General features: G+C 60.1%; 14 protein-coding genes and 4 tRNA genes. 12 read left to right on the forward strand and 6 right to left on the reverse strand.

The annotated features are described in order from the left end of the window. Nucleotides 1–95: 95 nt before the first annotated feature. From BM079_RS14270 to BM079_RS14290, 5 genes are all read left to right on the forward strand, one after another. Complete coding sequence (locus BM079_RS14270; RefSeq protein ID WP_090135393.1) at nucleotides 96–770, forward strand: 50S ribosomal protein L25/general stress protein Ctc; 675 nt, start codon at nucleotides 96–98, stop codon at nucleotides 768–770. Nucleotides 771–895: 125 nt separating this feature from the next. Further along, a complete protein-coding gene (gene pth / locus BM079_RS14275; RefSeq protein ID WP_090135535.1) occupies nucleotides 896–1,483 on the forward strand; it encodes an aminoacyl-tRNA hydrolase in 588 nt (195 codons plus the stop codon). A gap of 35 nt (nucleotides 1,484–1,518) precedes the next feature. After that, nucleotides 1,519–2,397 (forward strand): DMT family transporter, encoded by an 879-nt coding sequence (locus BM079_RS14280; protein ID WP_090135395.1) that lies wholly within the window; start codon nucleotides 1,519–1,521, stop codon nucleotides 2,395–2,397. A 99-nt stretch (nucleotides 2,398–2,496) separates the two neighbouring features. Beyond that, entirely contained in the window at nucleotides 2,497–3,588 is a 1,092-nt protein-coding gene (ychF, locus tag BM079_RS14285) for a redox-regulated ATPase YchF (RefSeq protein WP_090135397.1), read from the forward strand. A gap of 61 nt (nucleotides 3,589–3,649) precedes the next feature. Then, nucleotides 3,650–3,726, forward strand: a tRNA-Met gene (locus BM079_RS14290). 67 nt (nucleotides 3,727–3,793) lie between these two features. Here the strand turns inward: BM079_RS14290 and BM079_RS14295 are convergent. Continuing rightward, entirely contained in the window at nucleotides 3,794–5,101 is a 1,308-nt protein-coding gene (locus BM079_RS14295; protein ID WP_090135399.1) for a M18 family aminopeptidase, read from the reverse strand. Between the two features lie 140 nt (nucleotides 5,102–5,241). Here BM079_RS14295 and BM079_RS14300 point away from each other — a divergent pair, with 140 nt between their 5' ends. Further along, the gene (locus BM079_RS14300; RefSeq protein ID WP_090135401.1) at nucleotides 5,242–7,449 is read left to right on the forward strand and encodes a carboxy terminal-processing peptidase; all 2,208 of its coding nucleotides are present in this window, start codon (nucleotides 5,242–5,244) and stop codon (nucleotides 7,447–7,449) included. A gap of 108 nt (nucleotides 7,450–7,557) precedes the next feature. Here BM079_RS14300 and BM079_RS14305 read toward each other — a convergent pair whose 3' ends face one another. From BM079_RS14305 to BM079_RS14320, 4 genes are all read right to left on the reverse strand, one after another. Beyond that, nucleotides 7,558–7,764, reverse strand: a complete 207-nt coding sequence (locus BM079_RS14305; RefSeq protein ID WP_090135403.1) for a hypothetical protein — start codon at nucleotides 7,762–7,764, stop codon at nucleotides 7,558–7,560. A 482-nt stretch (nucleotides 7,765–8,246) separates the two neighbouring features. Further along, nucleotides 8,247–8,322 (reverse strand) — tRNA-Asn (locus BM079_RS14310). A gap of 21 nt (nucleotides 8,323–8,343) precedes the next feature. After that, nucleotides 8,344–8,419, reverse strand: a tRNA-Asn gene (locus BM079_RS14315). 104 nt (nucleotides 8,420–8,523) lie between these two features. Beyond that, nucleotides 8,524–8,600: transfer RNA gene (locus BM079_RS14320), tRNA-Met, on the reverse strand. 233 nt (nucleotides 8,601–8,833) lie between these two features. Here BM079_RS14320 and betI point away from each other — a divergent pair. The 3 genes from betI to betA all read left to right on the forward strand — a co-directional run bounded on the left by betI (nucleotide 8,834) and on the right by betA (nucleotide 12,734). Then, nucleotides 8,834–9,430: a transcriptional regulator BetI gene (gene betI / locus BM079_RS14325; protein ID WP_175489718.1), complete on the forward strand. Its 597-nt coding sequence runs from the start codon at nucleotides 8,834–8,836 to the stop codon at nucleotides 9,428–9,430. Between the two features lie 50 nt (nucleotides 9,431–9,480). After that, nucleotides 9,481–10,950 (forward strand): betaine-aldehyde dehydrogenase, encoded by a 1,470-nt coding sequence (gene betB, locus BM079_RS14330; protein WP_090135407.1) that lies wholly within the window; start codon nucleotides 9,481–9,483, stop codon nucleotides 10,948–10,950. Nucleotides 10,951–11,036: 86 nt separating this feature from the next. Further along, a complete protein-coding gene (gene betA, locus BM079_RS14335; protein ID WP_090135409.1) occupies nucleotides 11,037–12,734 on the forward strand; it encodes a choline dehydrogenase in 1,698 nt (565 codons plus the stop codon). Between the two features lie 72 nt (nucleotides 12,735–12,806). On the opposite strand, the gene edd is transcribed toward betA, so the two are convergent. Beyond that, entirely contained in the window at nucleotides 12,807–14,678 is a 1,872-nt protein-coding gene (gene edd / locus BM079_RS14340; RefSeq protein ID WP_090135411.1) for a phosphogluconate dehydratase, read from the reverse strand. Nucleotides 14,679–15,002: 324 nt separating this feature from the next. Between edd and BM079_RS14345 the strand changes: the two genes are divergently transcribed. From BM079_RS14345 to BM079_RS14355, 3 genes are read left to right on the forward strand one after another with little or no spacing between them, the layout of a single operon-like run. Further along, complete coding sequence (locus tag BM079_RS14345) at nucleotides 15,003–16,277, forward strand: efflux RND transporter periplasmic adaptor subunit (RefSeq protein ID WP_090135413.1); 1,275 nt, start codon at nucleotides 15,003–15,005, stop codon at nucleotides 16,275–16,277. Continuing rightward, the gene (locus BM079_RS14350; protein WP_090135415.1) at nucleotides 16,274–19,396 is read left to right on the forward strand and encodes a multidrug efflux RND transporter permease subunit; all 3,123 of its coding nucleotides are present in this window, start codon (nucleotides 16,274–16,276) and stop codon (nucleotides 19,394–19,396) included. The genes BM079_RS14345 and BM079_RS14350 overlap by 4 nt, the downstream gene beginning before the upstream one ends. After that, the gene (locus BM079_RS14355) at nucleotides 19,393–22,455 is read left to right on the forward strand and encodes an efflux RND transporter permease subunit (protein WP_090135417.1); all 3,063 of its coding nucleotides are present in this window, start codon (nucleotides 19,393–19,395) and stop codon (nucleotides 22,453–22,455) included. The genes BM079_RS14350 and BM079_RS14355 overlap by 4 nt, the downstream gene beginning before the upstream one ends. Nucleotides 22,456–22,636: the final 181 nt, after the last annotated feature.

Raw genomic sequence — 22,636 nt, forward strand, 5'->3', positions numbered from 1 at the left:
TACTCGCTTTCGCGTGATGCGAAAGCCCGATAAAACGGCACGAGCCTGGTCGCGGGCCGTGTCGTTTTCGACTTGAACCAATGAGGGTCCAACCCATGAAACATGATTATCAACTGACCGCTGTCGCTCGTACGGCGCTGGGGAAAGGTGCGAGCCGCCGCCTGCGCCGTGCGAACGAACGTGTCGCGGCCATCATCTATGGCGGCAGCGCCGAGCCGCAGCCGATCGCCATCGACAAGCCGGCCTTCTACAAGGCCCTGGAAGACGAAGCCTTTTTCTCTTCCATCATCAACATCGACATTGATGGTGCCAGGGAGCAGGTCGTCATTCGTGATCTGCAGCGCCACCCCTACAAGGAGCTGATCACGCACGCCGACTTCATGCGCGTTGATGCCACTCACGAGCTGACCATCACCGTACCGCTGCACTTCGCCGGCGATGAAGAGTGCAAGGGCGTTCGTGAACAGGACGGTGTCCTGCACGTACTGGCCAACGACGTCGAAGTCAGCTGCCTGCCGGCCGATCTTCCCGAGTATCTGGAAGTCAACGTGGCCAACATGGAACTGGGCGACACCCTGCACCTGTCCGACATCCCGATGCCGAAGGGTGTCACCGTTGTGGCCCTGACCCACGGTGAAGACCACGACATGGGTATCGTGACCATCACGCATCCGGATCGCGGCACGGACGACGCCGAAGGTGAAGGCGAGCCGTCCAGCGATGTCGATCGCACCGACGCCGAAAACGGCGGCGAGGGCGAACAGGTCTAAGGATGGCAGCCGCCATCTGATACCTGACGGCCGGTCGGGCCGGGCCAAGCGCCCGGTTTGACCGGCCGTTTCGTTTTATGGCCTGCCGTGCGCAGGGCGTTGTGATCAACGAGCGAGAACACCTCATGAGCGATATCAAGGCGATCATAGGGCTGGGCAATCCGGGCACCCAATACGCGCAGACCCGTCATAACGCCGGTTTCTGGCTGATCGATGCGCTGGCAGAGCGCCATCACACCACACTTCGCAGCGAGCGCAAGCTGCTGGGTCATTACGCCCGTATTACGATGGAAGGCCGGGATATTCATCTGCTGGCCCCCTCCACTTACATGAATCACAGCGGCCAGTCGATCGGCGCACTGGCTGCCTTTTACAAGCTGCCCCCCGAGTCGCTGCTGGTTATCCATGACGAGCTGGATCTGCCGCCCGGTCAGGCGCGCTACAAGCAGGGCGGCGGCCATGGTGGCCATAACGGTCTACGTGACACCATCAATGCACTGGGCCAGAACAGGAACTTTCATCGCCTGAGGCTGGGCATCGGCCACCCCGGCAGCGCCAGCCAGGTGGTCAATTACGTGCTGGGCGCGCCGGGCAAGAGCGAACGTCGTGCCATTGACGAGGCCATCGACGCCGCTCTCGAGACCCTGCCGCTGGCGCTTTCCGGTGATCAGGCCCGCGCCATGAACCAGCTTCACAGTTTCAGCGCCGCCTGATACTACGCGCCCATCGCTGCCGGAGCTGATCTGTCATGACCCTCGAGCGCCTTGTTCCGCTGGCCTTTGTCGGCATCTGGTCCACCGGATTTATCGCTGCCCGGCTGGTGGCGCCGTGGTCCGATCCGCTGACCTTTTTGTGCTATCGCTTTTTGCTCAGCGCTCTGGTCTTTGCAATGATCGCCCGGGCCGTGGGTGCCAGCTGGCCACGCGGGCGGGCAGAATGGACGCGGGCACTGCTGGTCGGCATTCTGCTGCAAAGTTTTTATCTGGGCGGCGTGTTCTGGGCCGTTGATCGCGGTCTGCCGGCAGGTGTGGCCGCGCTGGTGGTCGGTCTGCAGCCGCTGGCCACCACCCTTCTGGCCATATCGATGCTCAACGAGCGCCCCGACGTCCGACAGTGGCTGGGCGTACTGATCGGCCTTGTCGGCACTGTGCTGGTGCTGCTGCCCGGGATGAATACCGATTTCGGCAAGGTCGATCCGATGCCGCTTGCAGCGGTCCTGATCGCCATGCTGAGCATTACGCTTGGCACCATATGGCAGAAGCGGGCCGGCCCCGGTCTTGACCTTCGTACCAACGCTGCCATTCAGTTCATCGGCGCGCTGGTGGTAACGCTGCCGGTCGCGATGGCCACCGAAAGCATGCGCTTCGATCTTGTCTGGCAGGCCTGGATGGGCCTTCTATGGTCGGTTTTTGGCCTGTCAGTCGGCGCCATCTCCCTGCTGCTGGTCATGATACGCCGCGGCTCGGTATCGAGCGTGGCTTCGCTTTTTTATCTGGTGCCGCCAGTAGTCGCGCTGCTGAGCTGGCTGCTGTTTGATGAAACACTGACGCTATTGCAGGCCGGCGGCATGCTGCTTGCCGCCTGCGGCGTAGGTCTGGCCGGGCGCCGCAAGTCGTCCGCACGGTAGCGAGGCAACCATGCCAGCAGGTAAACTTCGCGCCATATCCATAGGCCCGTGCACCGGGTCGTATCGAACACTTCGCCCTACACTGCAGGATGTACACCCATGGGATTCAATTGCGGTATTGTCGGCCTGCCCAACGTAGGCAAATCGACGCTTTTCAACGCACTTACCAAATCAGGCATTGATGCAGAAAACTTCCCCTTCTGCACCATCGAACCCAATACCGGTATCGTGCCGATGCCGGACCCTCGCCTCGATCGACTGGCCGAAATCGTCAAGCCGGAAAAGGTCATCCCGACCACCATGGAGTTTGTCGATATTGCAGGTCTGGTGGCCGGCGCTTCCAAGGGTGAGGGCTTGGGCAACCAGTTTCTGGCCAACATCCGCGAAACCGATGCGATTGCCCATGTCGTACGCTGCTTCAACGATGACAACGTGATTCACGTTTCCAACCAGGTCGACCCGCGCGCCGATATCGAAACCATCAATATCGAGCTGGCTCTGGCGGATCTGGACAGCGTAGAGCGCGGCATTCAGCGCCTGGCACGCGTTGCCAAGGGGGGCGACAAGGAAGCGCTGGCCAGCAAATCGCTGCTGGAGCGCATTCAGCCCCACGTGGCGGAAGGTCAGCCGCTGCGCAGCTTCGGTTTGAGTGATGACGAAAAGAAGCTTCTGAAAGGCTTTGGATTTCTGACGCTCAAGCCGACCATGTACATTGCCAATGTTCATGAGGAAGGGTTCGAAAACAATCCGCATCTGGATATCGTCAATGCCATTGCGGCCGAAGAAGGCGCCGTGGTCGTTCCGGTCTGCAACAAGATCGAAGCCGAGATTGCCGAGCTGGAAGAAGAAGAGCGCGCCATGTTCCTTGATGAGCTGGGCATGGAAGAGCCGGGGCTGGATCGCGTGATTCGCGCCGGCTACGGCCTGCTGGGCCTTCAGACCTACTTCACCGCCGGCGTCAAGGAAGTCCGTGCCTGGACGGTGCCGGTTGGTGCCACCGCACCCCAGGGGGCCGGCGTCATTCATACCGATTTCCAGAAGGGCTTTATCCGTGCCGAAGTGGTCGCCTATGAAGACTTCGTGGCGCTTGGCGGTGAACAGGGTGCCAAGGAAGCCGGCAAGTGGCGTCTGGAAGGCAAGGAATACGTGCTCAAGGACGGCGACGTGGTGCATTTTCGTTTTAACGTCTGATAACGCCTCCACAAGGCTTGACGCGAGCACATGCTTTGCGTAGTATGCGCTCGCGTTGCAGGGCTACGTAGCTCAGCTGGTTAGAGCACATCACTCATAATGATGGGGTCCCCTGTTCGAATCAGGGCGTAGCCACCAGATACTAAAAAACGGCATCTTCGGATGCCGTTTTTTTATGTCTGCCCTCCCCCGCATCCGCCCTGTTTCAGATCAGCTGCTTGCGATTGCAGAACGCCGTCAGCGCCCGGATCAGGTAATCCGGATCACGCGCCCCGGCCGTTTCACGAATGGAGTGCATGGCCCACTGCGCCAGTCCGATATCGAGGGTGGGCACCCCGGTGCGCGTCGCGCTCAGCGGGCCGATCGTGGTGCCACACGGCATGTCGGCACGGCTGACGAACGTCTGCACAGGAACACCCGCCTCGCGACAGATCTCGCGAAAAAGCGCGCCGGTCGCAGCGCTGGTGGCGTAGCGCTGGCTGGCATTGACCTTGATGACAGGCCCCTGGTTGAGCGCCGGCTGATGATGCGCGTCGTGCTTGTCCGGATAGCTCGGATGCACCGCGTGGGCATTGTCACAGGAGATCAGTCGCGAGGATTGCAGCAGCCGGATACGGGCCTCGGCATCACCATTTCCCTGCGCCTGTGCCAAGCGGGACACGACATCGCCCAGCAGCGTGCCCTGAGCGCCACCAGCACTACCACTGCCGACCTCCTCGTGATCATTGGCAATGAACAGCGCGCCCTGCGACCCGTCACTGTCGATCAGCGATCGCATTGCACAGTAGCACGACAGCAGGTTGTCAAGGCGCATCCCGCTGATCATTTCCCCTTCAAGCCCTGTCTGCGACGCCGGCTGCGCATCGTAAAAGCTCAACTCGTAATCAATGATGCCGATATCCTCAAGACCGTGCTGATCAAGGAGCCAGCGCTTGAGCAGTGTCTCGACGGAGGGCGGCGCCTGATCGGGACCAGCCTGCCAGATCACAGGCGCCATCTGCGTCTGGGCATTGAGCACCTTGCCCTGGTTGGCCTCGCGATCAAGGTGAATGGCGAGACCTGGAATAATCGCCACGGGCCGGTCTACCTGAAAGAGCTGCTCTTTCAGGGCACCGCGCGCGTCACGCAGGTAGACCCGCCCTGCCACAGCCAGGTCACGATCAAACCAGGGGGCCAGCAGCGCGCCGCCGTAGACTTCAACGCCCAGCTGCATCCACTGAGCCGACATCTGCACGGGCTGCGGCTTTAATCGCAGGGCAGGGCTATCGGTATGCGCCCCCATCATGCGCAGCGACTCAAGCGGCCCTTCAGGCAGTTGAAAGGCCACCAGAGCACCACCGGCGCGCGTGCAGTAATATCGTCTGCCGGGCACCAGCTGCCAGGGCTGCGTTTCGTCCAGCGCTGTAAAGCCGGCGGCTTCAAGGCGCAATGTCATTTCCTCAACGGCATGCCATGGCGTAGGGGAACACTTGAGAAAATTGAATAAATCAGTAATTGTCGAGGAATGAAACACGTAATTCTCCCATACTACCTATCGGTGATAAGCGTGTCAGGCTGCTACAATGATGGCCCTGCCTGCTGACCTGCAACAGACCCTTTTAATCTCGTAAAAACAGAACACAAAGTGTACATGAACCCGGGAGTGCTTCCTTGATGAGCCTGTTTGCCCCAGCCCGCAATATTGCGGTGTTCGCTCTGTGCCTTTTGACTGCCCTGCCCGCGATGGGCAATGAGGCAATCAAGCCAACCGACGAGGGGCGACAGGCGTCTCGGGAAGTCATTCAGTCGCTTGAATACGGCCACTATGAGCCTGTCACGCTCAATAATGACTGGTCGGAAAAGGTATTCAACCGCATGCTGAAGCTGCTGGATTCCCAGCATGCCTACCTGACACGCGACGATATCGCACAGTTTGGCGATCTGCGTACGAACCTGGATGAGATGCTGGTAGAGGGTGATCTGGATCGCGTCTATGCGTTTTATAATCTCTATCAGACACGACTGGAAAATCGGCTGGAATGGCTGATCAACCGGCTCGAAAAACAGCCCGATTTTGATTTCACCGGCAACGAACGTCTGCCGACCAATCTTGAGGATGCCAACTGGGCCGAGAGCCAGAGCGAGCTTGATGATCTCTGGCGCCGACGCCTCAAGAACGCCGCCCTGACGCTATCTCTGGCACCGGAAACATCAGACGACACACCGGTGGTCGACACCAGCGTTCTGTCCGAAATCGCTACTGTTCCGGCACGCGCCCCCGATCCCGAAACGCCAGCCGATGACAACGGCAAGCCCATGAGCAGCGAGAAGATCGCCAAACAGCTGGCCGATCGCTACAAGAGTCAGCTTTCGCGGGTCAAACAGACCAATACCGAAGATGTGTTGAGCGTGATTCTCAACGCCGCCACAGGCTCCATTGACCCGCACTCGGAATATCTTTCTCCCAGCCGCGGCGAGTCCTTTGATATCCAGATGAAGCTCTCGCTCGAGGGCATCGGCGCGTTGCTGCAGCAGGACAGCGAGTATGTTCGCGTATCCAGTCTGGTCTCCGGCGGCCCTGCCGAGCGCAGCGGACAGCTCAAGCCTGCCGATCGCATCGTGGCGGTCGGTGATGGCGACAGCGGCGACATGATCAGCGTTATCGGCATGCGTCTGGACGAAGTTGTCGAGCATATTCGAGGTCCGAAGGGTTCAAAGGTACGTCTTGAAATCATCCCGGCCAAGGCCATTGATGTGACCCAGACGCGCACCATCGAAATCACGCGCGATACCGTCAGCCTGGAAGATCAGGCCGCCAGCAGCCGTGTTATCGAGACAAATCGCAACGGCGAAAAGCATCGCGTCGGGGTCATCAAGGTACCGGCCTTTTACGTCGACTTTGATGCTTATCAGGCGGGTGACAAGAACTATCGCAGTTCGACCCGCGATGTCGCCCAGCTCATCGACAAGCTGAAGGCGCAGAACGTGGAAGGCATCGTGCTGGACATGCGCGGTAACGGCGGCGGCGCACTGCAGGAAGCCAACTCGATGGTAGGCCTGTTCATTGATCGCGGCCCGACCGTTCAGGTACGCGACGCGCGCGGGCGCATCAGCCTGTATGGCGACACGGATCGCGGCGTTGCCTACGATGGTCCGCTGGCCGTACTGGTAGACAGACTGTCGGCCTCGGCGTCAGAGATCTTTGCCGGCGCTATCCAGGACTATGGACGCGGCCTGATACTGGGCAACCAGACTTTCGGCAAGGGCACCGTCCAGACCCTCAGTGATCTGAGTCACGGTGAGCTGAAACTGACGCGCGCCAAGTTCTATCGTATCTCGGGAGAGAGCACCCAGCTGCGCGGAGTCGAACCGGACATCGCCTTCCCGAGCCTGATCGACAAGGATGAGATCGGTGAAAGCGCCCTCGATTTCGCCATGCCGTGGGATACGGTAAGACCGGTAAGCTATCGCCAGTATGGCGAACCCTGGCAGTACGTGAACCAGCTCGATCAAAAGCACGATCAGCGTGCCCGGAATAACCCCAATTTCCGCTATCTGGTACGTGAGGCGCAGCTGGCCGAGCAGTTCCAGGCGCAGAACAACACGGTCAGTCTCAACCGGGAACAGAGAAAGCGCGAGATGGAAGCTCAGGAAGCCGAACAGCTGGCGCTTGAAAATCAGCGTCGCCGGGCGCTGGGAATGCCGGAGATTGACACCTGGACCGATGCTCGCGACGAAGCGCTGCAGACCGGCGATAGCGATACGGAATCCGAATCACCCATTCAACAGGCCGCAACGGACGAGAGCGTTGAAATCCTGCTCGACTATGCCCTGCTGCCCGGCAACATTCAGGGCACCAGTCAGAGTGCTCCCCGGCCATAAAAAAGCCTGAAAAAAGGGCTGCCTGTTGAAACAGGCAGCCCTTTTTATTGTCTGGAATCATGACTGCATAAAAAGTTTAATACTTTTAAATTTAATACTTGATAAATTTTAATTGTCAGTTGATGACTGCTGTATGAGTTCCAGTATCTTGAGAGTATCATGATGACTCATGTCGTAACTCTTCATCAGCGCCTCAAGCTCATCAAAAAAAGCGGGGGCGACAGTTTCTTCCTTTTCAAGGCTTCTCAGCATTTCGCCGAGCTGATTATCAAGTGACCATTTATCCTTGATGGACAGACTTCTCTCGCGAGGCATTATTCTACATTCCTGAATATTATTTGATATTGCGAACAGACAAGATGCCATAAAGCATGAGCGGGCGGTGTCACGACGCCATGCAGGCTGCACATGTTTTTGATGTTACTGGCCGGGCCGGCATGCTGAAATAGAACACCCACCGCCGATACTGTGTAATATTGGCAAAGGAAAAGAAAATTACCGATCAACAGAGGGGACTAACAGTCCGGGAAAGAGTTTGAAAACGTCAAACAGCAATGACTGTTTATCGTGACCAGCCACGGATTCTTATAGCAAACGGAATTTATGGAGTCAAACAGTAGCAGGCAGGTCTTTCAGAATCAGACAATGGCTGGCATTTTCTTCGAAACAGTGACTAATATTTTAAGCTGATTTTAATATAGAAGCGAGCGAACTCAATTATCTGTATCTGCAATAATTAAATATCGGGAGAGGACAATGCAGTCAAGGAAGACGTGTTGTAACAAGGAGAGAAGATGTGGCTCCCTGAGCAGGACTCGAACCTGCGACCCAATGATTAACAGTCATTTGCTCTACCAACTGAGCTATCAGGGAACAACGATGTACGGATTTTAGTGGCTCCCCGAGCAGGACTCGAACCTGCGACCCAATGATTAACAGTCATTTGCTCTACCAACTGAGCTATCGGGGAATGTCTTTCCGAACACGCGGCGTAGTATACGTAGTTTAGAAAAAAGGTCAAGCCTTTCAGAGCGCTTGTTTCATCCTTCATGCTGACACGGAGACTACTGTCGCTGGTGGCTACGCCCTGATTCGAACAGGGGACCCCATCATTATGAGTGATGTGCTCTAACCAGCTGAGCTACGTAGCCAGCGACCGGGCGAATTGTACAGAAGCGCTCAAATAATGCCAATCCCTGACACGGAATCGCTCTAAAGAAGACAATGAACAGCACGCTCTCTCCCTTTCAATGACAGCAAATGGCATCCAATGATGGCAGAAGGCATCTCAACAGGCTGACCACCCTTCATTGATTGATCGTTCAACAAAAAATGACTACGCTGGAACCACTTTCAGCCCTTCCATCACAGGAGAAGGAAAACCGTGCCCAAGGTAGGTATGGAGCCCATTCGTCGGCAACAGTTGATCGATGCCACCATGGCAACGATCGATGAAGCGGGTCTGGCCGACAGCACCATCATGCAGATTGCAGGCCGCGCTGGCGTCTCTGCCGGCATTATCAGCCATTATTTCGGCGGCAAGGATGGGCTGCTCGAAGCCACCATGCGCTATATCCTCGGCGATCTCGGCGCCTCGGTGGCCCGGCGGCGACAAGCGCTCGGCAACAGCGATGCCAGAACCCACCTTTACGCCATTGTGGAGGGCAACTTTGATCGCAGCCAGATTAGCCGCGCGGTCATGAAGACCTGGCTGGCCTTCTGGACCACCAGCATGCACAAGCCCAGCCTGCAGCGGTTGCAGCGGGTCAACGACCGACGGCTTTATTCCAATATCTGCTATCAGTTCAGAAAGCACATGACGCCCACACAGGCGCGCTCGGCAGCCCGTGGGCTGGCCGCCATCATCGACGGTCTCTGGCTGCGTGGCGCGCTGGCGCCCGAGAAATTCGACATCTCGGATGCCGTGGCGCTGGCCTGCCGCTACGTTGATGAACAGCTTTATGGCAACAGCAGGCGCTGACGCCCTGCCCTGTCATCGTCAGACACCATTTTTACCCGGGAGAAAACAACATGGCCGTTTTCAACATCCAGCAGCTCTATATCGACGGCAAGCGCGTTGACGCAAGCTCCGGTGAAACCTTCGAGTCCATCAACCCCTACAACGGTGACGTGCTGGCCGAAGTTCAACAGGCCTCTCAAAGCGACGTTGATCGAGCGGTTGATTCGGCGCGGCGTGGCCAGAAGATATGGGCCGCCATGACCGGCGTTGAGCGCTCGCGCATCCTCAATCGCGCCGTGGCACTGCTGCGCGAGCGAAACGACGAGATTGCTCGCATCGAATCGATGGACACCGGCAAGCCGCTGAGCGAAACCACCGCAGTGGATATCGTGACCGGCGCGGATGTTCTGGAGTACTACGCCGGCCTTGCCGCTGCAGTGGAAGGCGAGCAGATTCCCGTACGTTCGGACTCCTTTGCCTATACCCGGCGTGAGCCGCTTGGCGTCTGCGCCGGCATTGGCGCCTGGAACTACCCGATTCAGATTGCCTGCTGGAAGTCCGCCCCGGCGCTGGCGACCGGCAATGCCATGATTTTAAAGCCCAGCGAGGTCACTCCGCTGACCACACTGATGCTGGCCGAGATTTTCACCGAAGCAGGCCTGCCCGATGGCGTTTTCAACGTCGTTCAGGGCGACGGACGCGTCGGCGCCATGCTGACCGAGCACTCCGGCATCGACAAGATCTCCTTTACCGGCGAAGTGGGGACCGGCAAAAAGGTGATGGCCTCCTCGGCCGCCTCGTCGCTGAAGGAAGTCACCATGGAGCTGGGCGGCAAGTCTCCCCTGCTCGTGTTTGCCGATGCGGATCTCGACCGCGCCGCCGATGGTGCGATGATGGCCAACTTCTACTCCAGCGGTCAGGTGTGCACCAACGGAACGCGGGTGTTTGTGGAGCGCTCGGTCAAGGACGCCTTTGAAGCGAAGCTGCTTGAGCGTGTCGAGCGCATGAAGGCCGGTGATCCGCTGGATCCGAGCACCAATTTCGGCCCACTGGTCAGCTTCGAGCATCTGGACAAGGTCTGCGACTATCTCAGGATCGGCCAGCAGGACGGTGCTCGACTGCTGGTGGGCGGAGCGCGCATGACGGAGGGCGACTTCGGCAAAGGCGCCTTTGTGGCGCCCACCATCTTTACTGACTGCCGCGATGATATGCGCATCGTGACAGAAGAGATTTTCGGGCCCGTCATGTCGATTCTGGACTTTGATGACGAAGAGGACGTCATTCGCCGTGCCAACGACACCGATTACGGTCTGGCCGCCGGGCTTTTCACCGAGGGCTTGAACCGCGCACATCGCGTGGCACACCAGCTCGAAGCCGGTATCTGCTGGATCAACACCTGGGGCGACAGTCCGGCACAAATGCCGGTCGGCGGCTACAAGCAGTCCGGCGTGGGTCGGGAAAACGGGCTGCTGACGCTTGCACACTATACGAGGGTCAAGTCCATTCAGATCGAGATGGGCCCCTTCGAATCGGCCTTTTGATCACCGCTTTTCATTGTGCCGCGGCGGGTATCGAGATAAAGCGTCGCTCGATTCCCGGCCCATGACCTGTCAGGAGGGCCTGCTTGATGGCTGACATGCGTGAATATGACTACATCATCATCGGTGCCGGTTCAGCCGGTAACGTTCTGGCGGCACGTCTGAGTGAAGACGATGACGTCACTGTCCTGCTGCTGGAAGCCGGCGGCCCGGACCATCGACTGGACTTTCGCACCCAGATGCCGGCAGCGCTGGCCTATCCGCTACAGGGCAAGCGCTACAACTGGGCCTTCGAGACCGACCCGGAACCTTTCATGAACCAGCGTCGAATGGAGTGCGGGCGCGGCAAGGGGCTGGGGGGCTCCTCACTGATCAACGGCATGTGCTATATCCGCGGCAATGCCATGGATCTGGAAGGCTGGGCCGAGCAGCCGGGTCTCGAGGACTGGAGCTACGCTCACTGTCTGCCCTACTACAAAAAGGCTGAAACCCGCGACATCGGCGGCAATGATTACCATGGCGATCACGGCCCGGTACAGGTGGCCACCCCCAAACCGACCACCAATCCGGTCAATCGTGCCTTTATCGAGGCCGGCAAGCAGGCAGGGTTCGGGGAAACCGACGATCTCAACGGCTACAAGCAGGAAGGCTTTGGCCCGATGGATCGCACCACCACGCCCAACGGTCGCCGATCCTCGACCGCGCGGGGCTATCTCGATATTTCTCGCCATCGCCACAACCTCACGATCGAAACTCACGCCGTCACCGACCGCATCCTGTGCCGGGACAAGCGGGCCACGGGCGTGGCCTATGCCCGCAAGGGCACCCAGCAGGAAGTACGCGCGCGTCGTGAAGTGCTGCTGTGTGCCGGCGCCATCGCCTCTCCGGCCATCCTGCAGCGCTCCGGAATCGGTGATCCAGAGTGGCTCAACGAGATGAGCGTCGATGTGGTCCACGAGCTGCCGGGCGTGGGCAAAAATCTGCAGGACCATCTGGAGATGTACATCCAGTACGAATGCAAACAGCCCATCACACTCTACTCGGCACTGAAATGGTACAACCAGCCTGCCATCGGTGCGCAGTGGCTGTTTCAGGGCAAGGGGATTGGCGCCAGCAATCAGTTCGAGGCCGGTGGCTTCATTCGCACCGACGAGGGCGAATCCTGGCCCAACCTGCAGTATCACTTCCTGCCGTGCGCCATCAGCTACAACGGCAAGAGCGCCGTGCAGGCCCACGGGTTTCAGGCCCATGTCGGCTCGATGCGCTCGAAAAGTCGGGGACGCGTCAAAATCAAATCACGCAACCCGGACGAAGCGCCCAGCATTCTCTTTAACTACATGAGCCAGGCGCGTGACTGGGAAGAGTTTCGCGATGCCATTCGCGTGACGCGCCGCATCATCGAACAGCCGGCCATGGACCCCTACCGCGGTCGAGAAATTGCCCCTGGCGCGGAGATTCAAAGCGACGAGCAGCTCGATGACTTTGTGCGTCATCATGCCGAGACCGCTTACCACCCCTGCGGCACCTGCCGAATGGGCGAAGGACCGGATGCAGTGGTCGACGGTCAGGGACGCGTCCATGGCATGGAAGGACTGCGCGTGATCGACGCCTCGCTCATGCCCGTGATCGTGACCGGCAACCTGAATGCTACCACCATCATGATGGCGGAGAAGCTTGCCGACTGCGTGCGTGCGCGCAAGCCGCTGGCGCCTCTGACAGAAGTTCCCTTCCATACGGCGCAGCAGCCCCATCAGAACGCGCGTGATGCCGGATCGACGCAGGCCTGATCATAACGTCACGTCCTGCTCGCTCATGACAGCACCGGGCCCGCGCCCGGTGCGGTCATTTATGCCATCGGTTCAGACTGAAGCCTTCGCGGCATTCACCGGTGCACCGGCGACCACCTCGGCGGCCTCAAAACCGCCAAAGGTGCTGGCCCCCTCCTCGGCGCTGCCTACCAGTTGACGCATGCCGGCAAACATTTCCCGGCCCAGACCGTGATGATACGACGCGAGATCGACGCCGGCGTCCGGTCGGGCGTTGAACTCATCGGCATCGATCAGCACCTCGAGACGGCCGTTGATCGAATCGAGTCGCACCATGTCGCCATCACGAAGGCGCGCCAGCGGCCCGCCATCCACCGCTTCCGGCGTCATGTGAATCGCTGCCGGCACCTTGCCGGAAGCACCTGACATGCGACCATCGGTCACCAGCGCCACGCGGAAGCCGCGATCGAGCAGCGAGCCGAGATAGGGCGTGAGCTTGTGAAGCTCCGGCATACCGTTGGCACGCGGGCCCTGAAAGCGCACCACAGCGATGACATCACGCTCAAGCTCGCCGTTGGTGAAGGCTGTCTTGAGCGACTCCTGATCGGCAAACACCCTGACCGGCGCCTCGATCACGCGAAACTCCGGCTTGACCGCGGAGACCTTGATCACGCCGCGACCGAGATTGCCATCCAGCACCGCCAGTCCACCCGTGGGCGAAAAGGGATGGTTGATGTCGGTGAGCACCTCCGGGTCCAGACTCTGTGCCGGCCCCTCACGCCAGACGAGCTTCTCTCCCTCCAGAAAGGGCTCCTGAAGGTAGCTTTCTGCCAGCGTCCTGCCCGTTACGGTCGGGATATCACCGTGCAGCAGGCCACCCTTGAGCAGCTCGCGGATCAATACGCTCATGCCGCCGGCCGCGTGAAAGTGGTTCACATCCGCCTGCCCGCTTGGATAGACGTGCATAAGACTCGGCACCACTGCCGAAAGCTCGTCGAAATCATCCCAGTTCAGGGTGATACCCGCGGCACCGGCCATGGCAATCAGATGCATGGTATGGTTGGTGGAGCCGCCCGAGGCCAGAAGCCCGACCAGCGCGTTGACGATGGCGCGAGCGTCGATCTGCTGCCAGAAGGGCAGATAGTGGCCGCCCGGCTCCGAGTTCTTGATCGCCCGTTCGGTGCCATGAGCGGTCAGGGCATCACGCAGCGGCGTGTTCGGATTGACAAAGGAAGACCCCGGCAGGTGCAGCCCCATGATCTCCATCATCAACTGATTGGAGTTGGCCGTGCCGTAAAAGGTGCAGGTGCCGGGCGCATGATAGGAGGCCGACTCGGATTCAAGAAGCTCGGTGCGCCCGACCTTGCCTTCGGCAAACCTCTGACGAATGCGCGCCTTTTCCTTGTTGGGCAGGCCGCTGGGCATGGGGCCGGCGGGAACAAAAACCGCCGGCAGGTGCCCAAAGCGGGCGGCGGCAATAAAAAGCCCTGGAATGATCTTGTCACATACGCCCAGGTAAAGCGCCGCATCAAACATATTGTGGGAAAGCCCGATGGCCGCACTGCGAGCGATGTTGTCACGCGAGAACAGCGACAGCTCCATGCCCGGCTGGCCCTGGGTGACCCCGTCGCACATGGCCGGCACACCGCCGGCCACCTGCGCCGTTGATCCCATGCGGCGTGCCGCTTCGCGAATGATGTCGGGGAAGCGCTCGAAGGGCTGATGGGCCGAGAGCATGTCGTTATAGGACGTGATGATCCCCAGATTGGCACTATTACTGAGCTTGAGCTGCTGCTTGTCGGAAGCATTACAGGCGGCAAAGCCATGGGCCAGGTTGCCGCAGTCAAGGGCGCCGCGATGAACACCACGGCGATGCTGCGCCTGCATGCGGGCTTCATACAGGGCGCGACGTGACGCGGAGCGCTCGATGATGCGCCGGGTCACGCGGGTCAGGGTGGTATGCATGAAAACCTCACCTGTCACGGTCTCGAATGGGAGTGCATCAGTCTATCTGAATTGGCACTCTTTTGTAGTTAAGCTACCTTTTTCGTCCGCTTTCGTCACGGACCGCCCTGTCAGAACCGGGTCGGTCGCCGCATGAAAGCATCGGCATTAAAATCTGCAGATAAAATGATGTCATTCCATGCACCCTTTGCAGCAGGTCATGCGATACCCTGAGGTTGTCGCAATGATCGCCGATAACCATTGCCAGCCTGACACACTCCCTCGACGGGTACCCGCTCCGGTACCGGTTGTGCAAAACGATAGCCTGACAACGGAAGTGGCCGCATGTCTCACCCCTCTTCAACGCACCGTGTGTCCATCAAACGCGTGCTCTTGTGGACTCTGTTACTCATTGCCGTACTGGTCATTGCGTGGTGGTTTTTCCTGCGCGAGAGCCCCGAAAGCGAGGGTGGCGGCGCGCAGAGTGGCGCCATGCCGCGCCCGGCGGTGGCCGCCGTGGCCGCTCGAACGGGCGATTTCCCGGTCACCCTGAGCGCGCTGGGTACCGTTCGCTCTCTTTCCAGCATCGCTATACGCCCCCGCGTCGAGGGCGAGCTGGTCTCCGTGGATTTCGAGGAAGGCCAGCGCATCGAGAAGAATCAGGTACTGGCCCGCATCGATGATCGCACCTACCAGGCCCAGCTGGCCCAGGCCAACGCAGAGCTGACCCAGAACCAGGCGCAGCTGGCCACGGCCCGTGAAGATCTGAAGCGCTACGAGAATCTGAGCCGCGCCAATAACGTGTCGCGTCAGGACCTGGAAACCCAGCGTCAGCTGGTTCGACAGTATGAAGGGGCCGTGGAGGCCTCCCGTGCCAGCGTTCAGGACGCCCGCGTGCAGCTGGACTACACCACCGTTCGCGCCCCGGCCGGTGGCATCATTGGCCTGCGCAATGTCGATCCAGGCAATATCGTCTCTACCGGCGATGATGACCCCATCGCTACGCTGACGGCCCTTGATCCCATCTCGGTCGTGTTTTCCCTGCCCGGTCAGTATCTTTCCCGGGTGCGCAGCAGCATGGTACAGGGGCGCATGACGGTCAGCGTCATGAATGACGATGCCGCCGGGACGATCGCCAAGGGCGAGCTGACCAGCATTGACAGCGCCATCAATACCGACACAGGCACGGTACGCCTGCGCGCGCGGCTGGATAATGACAACGAGCAGCTCTACCCCAACGCCTTCGTCAACGTGGAACTCATCCTGACCACGCTGGACGACGTGATCATCGTGCCCGAAACCGCCATCCAGAATAGTGAGTCCGGTAACCACGTCTATGTGGTGGATGACAGCAACACGGTGCATCAGCGCCGCATCAGCGTCGGCGCCAGCGATGATCTCCACGCCGTGATCGAATCGGGACTCGACGCCGGTGAACACGTGGTTGTCGATGGGGTGGACCGCCTTCGCGACGGTGCCCGGGTCAACGTGGTGAGCAACAGCCTGCCCGGCGAGACCGATGCCGGCGATAGCACACCTCCGGCAGGCGAGACCACCAATGAAGGTCAGATAAAGGCCAGCGACGACGCCCCCGAAGGCGAGAGTGATCGATCGTCATGAACCCGTCGCGCCTTTTCATTCTCCGACCGGTCGCCACCTCGCTGATCATGCTGGCCATTCTGATGGCCGGCGTCATGGCCTATCGCCTGCTGCCGGTGGCCTCCCTGCCGGAAGTGGACTACCCCACCATTCAGGTGACGACGCTCTATCCCGGCGCCAGCCCTGAAATCATGCTTTCCAACGTCACCTCGCCACTGGAGGACCAGCTCGGGCAGATTTCGGGTCTTGAGGATATGCGTTCCGCCAGCACCGGTGGGGCGTCGCTCATTACGCTGCGCTTCGGGCTCGATGCTGATCCGGGCGTGGCCGAACAGGACGTTCAGGCCGCCCTCAATCAAGCCGGCAACCTGCTGCCCGATGACCTGCCCATGCCGCCGAGCTACAGCAAGGTCAATCCGGCGGATGCGCCCATCATGACGCTTGCGGTGCGCTCGGAGAGCCTGCCGCTGACACGTGTCTATGACCTGGTGGATACCCGGCTGGTACAGCGGCTCTCACAGGTCAGCGGTGTCGGTCTGGTCTCCCTGTCAGGCGGTCACGAGCCCGCCATCCGCATCGACGGTGACGCCCGGCGCATGGCGGCCCACGGGCTGGACATGGAAGCCGTGCGCAATGCCATCACGGCGGCCAACGTCAACCAGCCCAAGGGCACCCTGTATGGCCCCTACCGCGCGCTGACCATCGATGCCAACGATCAGCTCACCTCGCCCGACCAGTACCGCGACCTGATCGTTAAATACGACAACGACATGCCGCTTCGCCTTCGCGATATCGCAAGCGTTCACGAAGGCTCGGAAAATGCCTGGCTGACCGCCTGGGCCAACCACGACCCGGCGCTGATCATCAGCGTCCAGCGCCAGCCCGGGGCCAACGTCACCAGCGTGGTCGATGACATTCAGCGCCAGCTCCCCGAGCTGCAGGCCACCCTGCCGGACAGCGTGGACATCTCGGTGCTCAGCGATCGCACCCAGACCATTCGCGCCTCCGTGGAGGATACCCAGTTCGAGCTGGTGCTGGCCGTAGGGCTGGTCATCCTCATCACCTTCTTGTTTCTGCGCAATATTCCGGCCACCATCATCCCGAGCCTGGCCGTACCCATGTCACTGATCGGCACCTTCGGCGTCATGCATCTGGCCGGGTTCAGCCTTAACAACCTCACCCTGATGGCCCTGACCATCGCCACCGGCTTTGTCATCGACGATGCCATCGTGGTGCTGGAAAACATCATCCGCCATCTGGAAAAGGGCGAAAAACCCGTCGATGCTGCCCTCAAGGGCGCCCGACAGATCTTTTTCACCATCATCTCGCTGACGGTGTCACTGGTGGCGGTACTGATCCCGCTGCTGTTCATGCAGGACGTGGTCGGAAGACTCTTTCGCGAGTTTGCCATCACGCTGGCCGTGGCGATCGTGATCTCGGCGTTCATTTCGCTCACGCTCACGCCCATGCTGTGCGCGAAAATGCTCAAGGCACGCCCGGCCGAGAGAGACAGCGGCCACAACGACCCGCAGCACCACGCCGAGAGCTACTCGGGTCTGTTCGGGCGGCTGCTGCGTCTTTATGACCGCGGACTTCAATGGGTATTAAGGCATCAGCGGCTGACGCTGGCCGTGGCGGTCATCACGTTTGCCGTGACCGCACTTTTGTATCTCGCCATTCCCAAGGGGCTGTTTCCGCAGCAGGATACCGGCGCCATCCGCGGCATCAGCGAGGCGGATCAGTCCATCTCCTTTGAGGCGATGGCCCATCACCAGCAGGCGCTGGCAGACATCATCCTGCAAGACCCGGCGGTCGAGAGTGTGTCTTCGAGCATCGGTGTGAATGAGGACAACAGCACGCTCAACACCGGCCGCTTCCAGATCAATCTCAAGCCGCTGTCCGAGCGCGACAGTGCCGAGAGGGTCATCAAGCGACTCACCGACAGGAGCCAAAGCGTCGCCGGCATGCGCCTTTACCTGCAGCCGCTGCAGGACCTGACGCTGGATGACAACGTCAGCCGCTACCAGTACCAGATGTCGGTGACCAACAATGACGCCGATATACTGGCGCACGATGTGAAAGCCCTGCTGGAGGCCATTCGCCAGTCACCGGCCATTTCGGGCGTGGCCTCGGATCTGCAGAATCGCGGCCTTCAGCTCTATCTGAATATCGATCGTGACCGTGCCAGCCGGCTGGGCATCAGCGTCAGCGACATTGATGCCACGCTCTATAACGCCTTCGGCCAGCGTCTGATCTCGACCATCTTCACCCAGTCCAACCAGTACCGGGTGGTGATGAACGTCGCGGACGATCAGCAGCGTGGCCCTGCAGCGCTGGACCGTCTCTATCTTGAGGCAGAAAGCGGTGACATGGTGCCGTTGACGTCACTGGTCAGCATCGAACAGCGTTATACGAGCCTGTCGCTGTCACGCCAGAACCGCACGCCTGCGGCCAACGTCTCCTTTGACGTGGCGCCCGGATATTCGCTGTCGCAGGCCTTTGATGCCATCGATGATGCCCGCAGTCATGCCAGTCTCGACCGCGACACGCAGCTGAACTATCAGGGCGCCGCGCTCGGCTTTGCCGGCTCCACGGCCAATACGCTGCTGCTGATTCTGGCGGCCGTAGTGGTGATGTATATCGTGCTGGGTGTGCTTTACGAGAGCTACATTCACCCGCTGACCATTCTCTCTACCCTGCCCTCGGCCGCCATCGGCGCACTGCTGGCGCTGATGATCACCGGCAACGATCTGGGCATGGTGGGCATCATCGGCATCATCCTGCTGATCGGGATCGTCAAGAAAAACGCCATCATGATGATCGACTTTGCCCTCGACGGTCAGCGCCACCAGGGGCTGACGCCGGGTGAGGCGATCTATCGGGCGGCGCTTTTGCGCTTTCGTCCCATCATGATGACGACCTTTGCCGCGCTTTTTGGCGCCATCCCCCTGATGCTGGCCAGCGGCTTCGGCGCCGAGCTTCGCCAGCCGCTGGGTCTGGCCATGGTGGGCGGTCTGCTGGTGAGTCAGCTGCTGACGCTCTTTACCACGCCGGTCATCTATCTGTTCTTTGATCGGCTGTCCGGTCGCGTCATCGGGCACTCCCATGACGCTGATACCAGCAACGGGCATGTCTCATGAGTCTGTCCTCGCCCTTCATTCAGCGACCGATCGCCACCTCGCTGCTGACGCTGGCGATCATTCTGGGCGGACTGCTCTCCTATATGCGCCTGCCGGTAGCACCGCTGCCGGCGGTATCGTTCCCGACCATTCTGGTCACAGCCAGCCTCTCCGGTGCCAACCCGGAGACCATGGCCTCGACAGTGGCGACACCGCTGGAGCGCTCGATCGGGCAGATCGCCGGCATCAGCCAGATGACCTCGTCGAGCTCGGAGGGCTCAACCAGCGTGGTCATTCAGTTCGATCTGGACAAGGACATCAACGAAGCGGCCCGAGAGGTACAGGCGGCCATCAACCGGGCCGAGGCGCTGCTGCCAACCGCCATGACCAGCTCACCCCGGCTTCGAAAGCTTAATCCGGCCGACTCCCCCATCATGCTGCTGTCGCTGACCAGCGCCGAGATCGACAAGGGCACGCTCTATAACCTGGCCGATCAGGAGATTGCCCCGCGCATATCGCAGGTGGAGGGCGTTTCGCGCGTCAGCGTCGGCGGCAGCTCCTCACCGGCAGTGCGCGTCACGCTCAACCCGCGCAAGCTGGCAAATGGCGGTATCAGCCTTGATCAGATTCGAGATGCCATCAATGCGGCCAACAGCAACCAGCCGACCGGCTTTACCGAGGATGACCGATACCGCTGGAGCATTCATACCGACTCGCAAATGTTTGAAGCGCAGGACTATCGCAACCTGATCATCGCCAGAGATGGTGATCACATCATGCGTCTGGGCGATGTGGCCGACGTCGAGAAAAGTGTCGAAGACATTTATAACGTTGGCTTTTATAACCGCCAGCCGGCAGTGGTCATCGTGGTCAGCCCGGCCAGCGATGCCAACGTGATCGAGACCATCGACCGTATCAGGGCGCGCCTGCCCGGCATCCACGCCGCGCTGCCCGCCAGTGCCGATCTTCATACGGTGCTGGATCGCTCTCCCGGCATCAGCGCCTCGCTGCAGGAAACCCAGATCGCCCTGATTCTGGCCGTGGTGCTGGTGGTCATGGTGGTATTTGTCTTTTTGCGTAACCCGCGGGCCACGCTGATTCCCAGCGCTGTCATTCCGGTATCGCTATTGGGCACCTTCATGGTGATGTCTCTGCTGGGCTATTCGCTCAACACGCTGTCACTGATGGCCCTGATCATTGCCATTGGCTTCGTGGTGGATGATGCCATCGTGGTGGTGGAAAACATTGCAAGACACATTGAAGCCGGCATGAACGTGCGCCAGGCCGCGCTTCTGGGCGCGCGAGAAGTGGGCTTCACGGTGCTGTCGATGAGCGTATCGCTGGTCGCCGTATTTGTACCGCTGCTGTTTCTGGGCGGCTTCATCGGCCGGCTTTTCCACGAGTTTGCCATGACGCTGGCCACGGCGGTGATGGTCTCGCTGCTGGTGTCGCTGACGCTGACGCCGATGCTCTGCTCGCGCTGGCTGAAAAGCACCGGAGACGACAACGCCTCCAGCGGCCTCAAGCGGGTGATCGAGCGCTGCGGCCAGCACATTCTGGCAGGCTATGAGCGCACGCTGGATGTCGCGCTGCGCCATCGACGGCTGACGCTTTTGTCGCTGGTGGCGGTGATCGTGCTCAACGGTTTTTTATATGTCCACATCGACAAGGGATTCGTGCCCGATCAGGACACCGGACGACTGATCGGCGCCGTGCGCGGCGATCAGAGCATCTCCTTTGATGCCATGTCAGCCAAGCTGGAAACGGCGCGCGACCGCCTGCTGGCCGATGACTCGGTGGCCAGCGTGCTGGGCTTTCTGGGCGGCAGCGGCCCAGCCGGCGGTGGCGTCAACTCGGCCACGCTCTTTGTGTCCCTGAAGGAGGATCGGCAGGGAGATACCAATGCCAACGGTAACCGCCTCACGGCCATGATGGGCGATATTCCGGGCGTTCAGGTGTTCATGCGCGGGTTGCAGGATCTACACATGGGCGGTCGCTCCTCGAGTAACAGCCAGTATGAGCTGACGCTCAAAAGCGACGATCTCGCACTACTGCGGCAGTGGGCGCCGCGGGTGGCGCAGACCATGCGCGACATCCCCGAGATTACCGGCGTGGACAGCGACAATCGCAGCGGCGGTCAGGCCATCAGGCTGGTCGTGGATCGCGACCGGGCCGCGCGCCTGGGGCTGAGCATGCGCGATATCGACACCCTGCTGGGCAATGCCTTCGCTCAGGGACAGATTTCAAGCGTCTACGAGGGCACCAATCAGTACTACGTGGTGCTGGAAGTCGCCAGCCAATGGCAGCGCTCGGCCCGGGCGCTGGAGATGATGCATATCGTCAACGATGACGGCAGCCCCATACCGCTGTCGGCGTTCAGCCACTACGAACGCAGCACCAGTCCGGTCAGCGTCAGCCACCAGGGACAGTTTGCCGCGACCACGGTGTCGTTCAACCTGAGCGACGGGGTGTCGCTTTCCGAAGCCACCGACATCATCAGTAACCGACTGGACCGCCTGCATCTACCCACCGATGTCCAGGCCGACTTCGAGGGCAGCGCCGCCAGTTTCCAGAGCGGCGTGGAAACCATGCCCTGGCTGATTCTGGCCGCGCTGGTGACGGTCTATCTGGTGCTGGGCATTTTGTATGAAAGCTACATTCATCCGCTGACGATATTGTCTACCCTGCCCTCCGGCGGAATCGGCGCGCTGCTGGCGCTGATGTGGCTCGACAAGCCCTTCACTCTGATTGCACTGATCGGCATCATCCTGCTGATTGGTGTGGTCAAGAAAAACGCCATCATGCTGGTGGATTTTGCTCTGAGCGCCGAGCGCGAGCGTGGTCTATCGTCGCAGGAAGCCATTCGCGAGGCGGCGCTGGTCCGCTTTCGTCCCATCATGATGACCACTCTGGCCGCCATTCTGGGCGCCCTGCCGCTGATGTTCGGCACCGATGAAAATGCGGCCCTGCGCGCACCGCTGGGTATCTCCATCGTGGGCGGGCTGATTGTCAGCCAGATCCTGACGCTCTACACCACGCCGGTGGTCTATCTCTACCTGGATCGTCTGCGACGACGCTGATCGATGCCGGAATCCTTAGTGTTACAGGCCCTTTCCGGCAGCGGAAAGGGCCTTTTGCATTCGACGCCCTGGTGAAGCGTTTTACGCTCGATTCATGAACAGCGTTTAACAACATCACGTCAGATGGTAGGTTACGGAAGACGTGACGTGTCACAACAATGAAAACCCTGTCACGTCCTTC

Source organism: Kushneria avicenniae (genome assembly GCF_900112585.1).
Taxonomy (GTDB): Bacteria; Pseudomonadota; Gammaproteobacteria; order Pseudomonadales; family Halomonadaceae; genus Kushneria; species Kushneria avicenniae.